The 6,341-nt window shown below is 62.0% G+C and carries 4 protein-coding genes; 2 read left to right on the top strand and 2 right to left on the bottom strand.

The window, feature by feature from the left end; translation table 11 throughout:
- Positions 1-99: 99 nt before the first annotated feature.
- A complete protein-coding gene (locus ACFWE2_RS04805; protein ID WP_377223073.1) occupies positions 100-663 on the bottom strand; it encodes a peptidoglycan-binding domain-containing protein in 564 nt (187 codons plus the stop codon).
- 488 nt (positions 664-1,151) lie between these two features.
- Positions 1,152-1,640, bottom strand: coding sequence for a LysR family transcriptional regulator (locus ACFWE2_RS04810; protein ID WP_377223074.1), 489 nt, complete (start codon positions 1,638-1,640; stop codon positions 1,152-1,154).
- A 280-nt stretch (positions 1,641-1,920) separates the two neighbouring features.
- On the opposite strand from ACFWE2_RS04810, the gene ACFWE2_RS04815 reads away from it, so the two are divergent.
- Positions 1,921-5,934 carry an SGNH/GDSL hydrolase family protein gene (locus ACFWE2_RS04815; RefSeq protein ID WP_377223075.1) on the top strand — a complete coding sequence of 1,338 codons (4,014 nt, stop codon included), beginning with the start codon at positions 1,921-1,923 and terminating at the stop codon, positions 5,932-5,934.
- Between the two features lie 54 nt (positions 5,935-5,988).
- A partial coding sequence (locus ACFWE2_RS04820; RefSeq protein ID WP_377223076.1) for a hypothetical protein occupies positions 5,989-6,341 on the top strand: 353 nt, incomplete at its 3' end.

Below are 6,341 nucleotides of genomic sequence, written 5' to 3' on the forward strand. Positions count from 1 at the left end.
ACCACCAAAGTGATCACTTCTGTTCGTCCGTCGGACGAGATCAGGGCCTGAAACGCTCAACGGCCTTTTATTCCCGGAGAGCGTTGCAGTGAGAAATAGTTAGCGCACACGGCCGCACCCACCACCATATCTGTGGTGCAAAATGTTGCGAGCCGATTCGATCCCGTAGATTCCGTCTTGCTTGATGCCTTCGTCACCTTGAGCGCGCCAGAGCGCGTCCTCCGTACGCCATCCGAATTTACCATCTGTTGTGAGATTTTCGCCGTAACACCGGTTGAGGGACTTTTGCAGGTGTTCGGCGCTGAGGCTGTAGCTGGAGCCAGTGTGGCCATTCCACATCGCGCAGTTGAGCGAACCGGATATCGAGTCCGTTACCGGGGCCCAGACAGAACCACCGTTTCTCGACGGTGTTGTAATCGCCTCCACTGTGCTGCAAATGGAAACAGCTGAGGCACTCGGAGCGGAGACCACCTGCATCACCTGGAAACCGCTGAAGAGTATCGCCAGCGCTGTGAGCATGCTGATTCGTTGAAGCCAGTTAGTAGACTCGAAATAGGTGCCGGATTGTGCGAATCTCTGCATGATAGGCATTTCCTGTTCCGCGAATGGTAGTGTTTGCGTGAAGGGCTGGAAATTGTTCCGCGAATTACGGGTGGTTTCCAACTTCTGTTAGGCTGCCGAGGTTCGTGCATTAATTCAAGGCCTTGGCACTAGTTTTCGCATTTTGTGAAACTTTCGCGCGATGACTTGCTTCGCGCACGGATCTGCGGCCAGCGCTCAATGCAAAGGAGTGGCCACTAGGTTTCCGCGCGGACTACCTCTGGGCTCTTGGACCGCAGGATCCTGAGGGGGACAGCCGGGTCGAACGTCATCGAGCTGGGCCTTCTGGGTTCATTGGCGGTGATGCGCCCGCGTGGGTGTCCGTCCCAACATGCAGCCAGGGATGGTGATCGCGGTGATGCGACGCCATCAGCGCACGGTCAGGTGCATGCCACTCACTCCAGCAACTTGCCCCCGGTCTCGCTTGCGCCCTCCAGCCGGTCATCACGGCGTTGACCACGTCCTGCGGTACGGACTAACCCAGTGTGTTCAACAAGGTAAGCCCAAGATGCCGAGCGCCGAGTGTTCCAGACCGGCAGGGCTGGCGCGATCTATGTTAGGCGATGCTCGGGTGCAGGGCCTCTGTGTGTCGTGTGAGCTGTGATTGCCATTATGGCGGCCTCTGCAGCGACGATCGTCTCCGCATGCCTGCGAACCTCCTCGCCGAGATCGGTCAGAATGAAAACGCCATGCGCGCGTGTGAAGAGCGCAGCACCGACACGAGCTTCGATCGCGCCGACGTGAGTGCTGATGGTGCTCAGCGCGCGATGCGTCGCGGCCGCAGCTGCGGTGGTGGTGCCGTGCTCACACAGGGCGAGGAATGAGTGAATCCGAGGTTCGGTCAGCACGCCGCCTCCAGGCGAGGTTCGGTCCGCACGCAGCCTCCAGGCAATGGCCTCGCAATGAATCCGCAAGGGCTGTTCGACAAGACTCCGAGGCTTGCGCAGTCCACCCGACTCTCGCAAGGCCGTGCGTGGGTGAAATCTTGCCGAAGGGCTTGCGCTGGAACGGCTGAGAGCGGAGGTCAGTCCTTGATACATCGATGGCGGTTATTTCACGGCTCGTGAAGTTAGCCAGGAGGTTGCAGGGAATCCTTCCGTCGGTGGCTGGGGATGCGTAGTGTCACGGCGACCCGTGTCGTCTCTCCCAGGTGGTGCTGCCGTGCGCGTTCCAGGAACATCGACGATCCGACCCCGTCCACGGGCGACGGTTCAAGCGGGCCGCCTGGGCGCTACTGCGGCAGGACTGGCACTGGCCGGCGCACTTGTGTGTGCCGGTCTAGTACCGGCCCAAGCTGGTGATGAACAAGATCCCTTGGACGTGGCGCCAAAGGTCACCGCACAGTCGGAGCAAGGCCGCCCGTCTGCCGTGCCCGAGCGAGACCGCGCCGAGGTGCTTCCGGAGAACTGGAAGACGTCGGGCGATGTCGCGTGGGCAACCGTGGGAGATGCGAACGGCTTCCACGTCCTCACGGCAACGGCCGAGTCGGGCTATTCGTGGGGTGTCACGGCCACGTTGGTCGAGGCAGGTTACGAGGCAGACGAATGGATCGGCAACGCGTGCGTGACATCATCCGGTCGGTACGCGGTAGTCGTGTACGCGCCACGGATGTTTGTCAACAAGCCCGATCTGTTTGACCGAGGCGCCTTGAGCGCCGTGGTCGATCTCAAGTCCGGTGCGGTGACCAAGCTCTCGGTGACGGCATCCCTTGCCTACTTCAACCCCGGTTGTGGTGCGGCCGACCTGGCGGTGATCAGTGCGGCACGTGCAGACGATGATCAGGGTGACACCCGACTGGTCACGGTGAATGCGGCCAGCGGACGACTGGGCAGAGCTGTTGAGCTCCGGGGCCAGGTGACATCGGCAGTCCCCGTGTCGAGTGTGGAGTACGTCGCGGCGACCGGCCGGTTGATCTCCAGAATCGAGGCGGACGGACAGATCGTTCCGGTGGCTAAGGCCGATTCGGTGCCGTCTTCCCTGGCTCTGGACGCCGACGGCGGCGTCGTCTACCTGGACACGGTCACCTCCGACCCGGACATGGGCGCCAGTCCCTCCGGTCCGGCCGGGGCCGACGCTGCGCGGGAGGAAGACGAGGTTGCGACGCTTCGTCTAGACCGCAGTCAGTGGGGTGCGACGCCGGACAAGCGCAACCTTCAAATACCAACCCAGCTTGCTCGGGGCGACGCGAGCGAGTTCGGGCTGGTTTCGGCTCCGGGTGGCAAGGTAGCGATCATTGGTGAGGCGGACGTCAGCGAAAGGCTCCCGTCCGGGCTGACGCACCTCCCGGCTCTTCAACCTAGTACCCAGACCAGAGTCTCCACGAACGGGGAAGCTGTCGTCGACGGGGTGGGCTGGGACAGCGACGTCAAGGTCGCGGACCCAACCGTGCCACGCTCGGCTCGACTGATGCTGCACGTCCCGGAGGCCTCGTCGTCCATCGAACTCGGCGTCAGCCTCGCGACTGGACACGACCTGGCCAGCGATGCTGCAGCGGATGCTGGCACTCAGAACCTCTCGCCGGCACTGGAGGGAATCGCTGTTACCGCCATGGTTTCTACGGACCTGGCCGACGGCGAGAGCGAGCGGGCGTGCGGCGTGACGCGCGGTGATCCGCAACTGCAGGCGATGCAACCGCGCCCACGGCAGGTGGAGTGGGCTGTTGACCAGCTGGTGCAGGGAACGTTGGACAGGGCGTACTACCCCGAAGGCCGGGATGGGTGGCGGATTCGCGCCGGGTCATTCGGTGCTTCGCCGGGCGCCGTGTTCCCGCTGCCTGAGCTCGCCGGGCCGCGCACCGTGGCGGACATCCCGCCGCAGATCATTCTCGGCATCGCCATGAGCGAGTCGAACATGCAGCAGGCCACGAGATCTTCGGTACCGGGCGTGACCGGGAACCCGCTGATTGGGAACTACTGGGGCGTCACCGACGGCTGGGACATCGATTTCACCGAGGCGGACTGCGGCTACGGCATCATGCAGGTCACCGACGGCATGGAAGTCAATGAGCGCCCCCAAGAAGACCAGAACAAGATCGCCGTGGACTATGTTTTCAATATTCAGGCGGGGGTGCAGATCCTCGTGGAGAAGTGGAACCAGACGTACAACGCGGGGGCCCGGCTGCACGATGGTGACGCCACCAGGGTGGAGGACTGGTTTTACGCCCTCTGGGCGTACAACAGCGGCTGGTACCCGCGGTCGGATGCGGACATCAACAACGGAGCCTGGGGGGTAGGCTGGCATAACAACCCAGCAAACCCCAAATATCCGCCATATCGTCTTCCATTCTTGAACAACAACCACTTTGACGATGGCAGAACTCCCAATCTTTGGCCGTATCCGGAGCGGACGCTGGGGTTTGCGGCATGGTCGAGCGAGCTCATCGACGGAGTCGGCACGACCGCTATTGGATTCCGGCCGGCCAGGTGGACCTTGAACGAGCATCGAGAGACCATCAAGCCGTGGATCGAGCTCTTCTGCGACGAGAGCAATCGATGCGACAAGGACAGGGTCGGAGATGTGTACACGGGACCTGACGCGCCTGAGGTCCCGGGGCCGTGCTATAGCCAGTCTCAGACAGCCGGGTACGATTTTCGATGCTGGTATCACGAGCCGGCTTCCTGGAAGGAATACTGCTCCCCAGGGACCGGTACCGCGTCTCCCACGTGTGGTGAAGGCTTTAGCCGCTTTCCGCGTCAGTGGACCGGCGACGAGGATCCCTATCAGGACGGTGTCCAGCAAAACCCTCACAGCGTGTTCTATGACGAGGAGGAGAACCAGCGCTCGTATGCGCCCAACTGTTCAATCGCAGCCTCGTCCACGACGAACAGTGCTCCGCCGAACTCATGGATCGTGGATGACGTGCCACACGGCATCCCTTCGGTGAAGAAATGCGCCCGCTCGTCCAGCGGCGGGACCTTCACTTGGCGACTCGCCCAAGCAGCCAATGGAACCTTCCCGCCTAAGAGAGACATCCACCAGGTCGGCGCCGGATGGCAGGGACACTTCTTCTTCAGCCATACCCGAACCGGTGAGGCGGGCGGGACCGGAGATCAGCTTCGCGCTGCAGGGACCTGGAGACTCGGTCGGTCTCACAACGGCTGGATGCGCATAGCAGTCCATCTACCCGACCACGGAGCCCACACTCAGCAAGCCCGCTACAACATTGATCTCAACGGAGACGGCACCGCGGACCGGCACCGGTACATCAACCAGCGGCGCATGGCTAACAACTGGGTGTCTCTCGGTTCGTATCGTGTCGATGGAGTCCCTAGCGTCACGCTCAGCAACATCACGGAGGACGGCGAGGGCACGCAGGACGTGGCTTGGGATGCGGTCGCCTTCCAGCCACTCGACCAGGAGCCGGTTAAGGTCGCGGTGCTGGGCGACTCCTTCAGTTCGGGTGAGGGAACAGGATTCGCAGCCGAGTCGGGGGCTGCGGGGTACTACGCCGAGACGAATGTCGGTGGTGACCTGGAAGGGACCAATGAGAGCGACTGGCAGAATTCCTGCCGCCGGAGCCCGGACGCGTGGGCACGCAAGTTGACCGTTCCCGGCACCTCGGGCACGGTCGGCTCATTGGTCGACAGATGGAGTTCGGAGGTCGAGTTCGGGTTCGTTGCTTGTTCGGGCGCGCAGACCAAGGATCTGCTGAATGTTCCGTGGGGTGATGGAGTCGGTTCGCAGTACGGAGAAGTCCGACAAGCTCGCGCCGGGGTGCTGGACGATGAGACCGATCTTGTTCTCCTGACGATCGGCGGGAACGACGGCGACTTGTTCAGCGCCATCGTCACGGACTGCATCCAGTTCCCCGCATGTCAGACCCGGCCGCCGCTCGACACTGCCTATGACCAGGTCGACGATAATACTCTCCCGGCAATCGAGAATGTTATGGGTGTGATTCAGAGGAGAGCACCAAACGCCAAGATTGTGGTTGGAACGTACCCTGAGCTATTTAGCTATGATCCAGATGTCATCGAGCTGTGCTGGGTAGAACCCGGCGAGGCCTCCCACATTCTGGCTCTTCAGGCGTACTTCAGCGGTCAGCTTGAGACTCTGCTCACCAGGCTCTACCACGATGGGCTGGACGTTTCGATGGCCTATGCGGAACTAGAGTTCCGGGGGCACGACACCTGTGTCCTTGACGCGGGCGGTGACAACTGGATCAATCCGCCACTTCTGACCGCTACCGATGCTCAGGGATCGGGGGATAGCCAAGATATGGTAAGCCGCGCATCCATCCATCCGAACGATCGGGGCACAGATGCTTACGCGAGAGCATTTAATCGAGGGCTGCGGGAGGTATGGCCGCAGATTCCACTTGCGGAACGCCACTGATCTGCGAGCGGGAACCGGGACTGGGCAATGCACCGACGTCGCACGCTAGTTGTCGTGGTGGGGGCTGGCTGCCTCCTGATCGTGGTGGGCGTGGCTTGGGCGTTGATATCTGAGGCCTTGGGCGACGCGCTCAGGGGGTCGGCGACAGATCCAGACGAGCGTCAGAGTTCTGCGCTGTCCAGGTACCAGACAGACCTGAAGACGGCTGGTGCAGACGGATCTTTCACCGAGGCGGAGGTGACTGCCAGCGTCGGAGAGTACTGGCAGGGCTCCGTGACAGCTGAAGAGCTGAGGATCGTTGTGCACGTCCCGGGTGAGTCGACCTCACCGCAGTGCTTCGAGCTTCGAGCAACTGTCACACCGGGTGGCGTCGATGTGACCCGATCTTCTCTCGATGACGGTTGCAT

Source organism: Promicromonospora sp. NPDC060271 (genome assembly GCF_042726755.1).
Classification (GTDB): Bacteria; Actinomycetota; Actinomycetes; order Actinomycetales; family Cellulomonadaceae; genus Promicromonospora.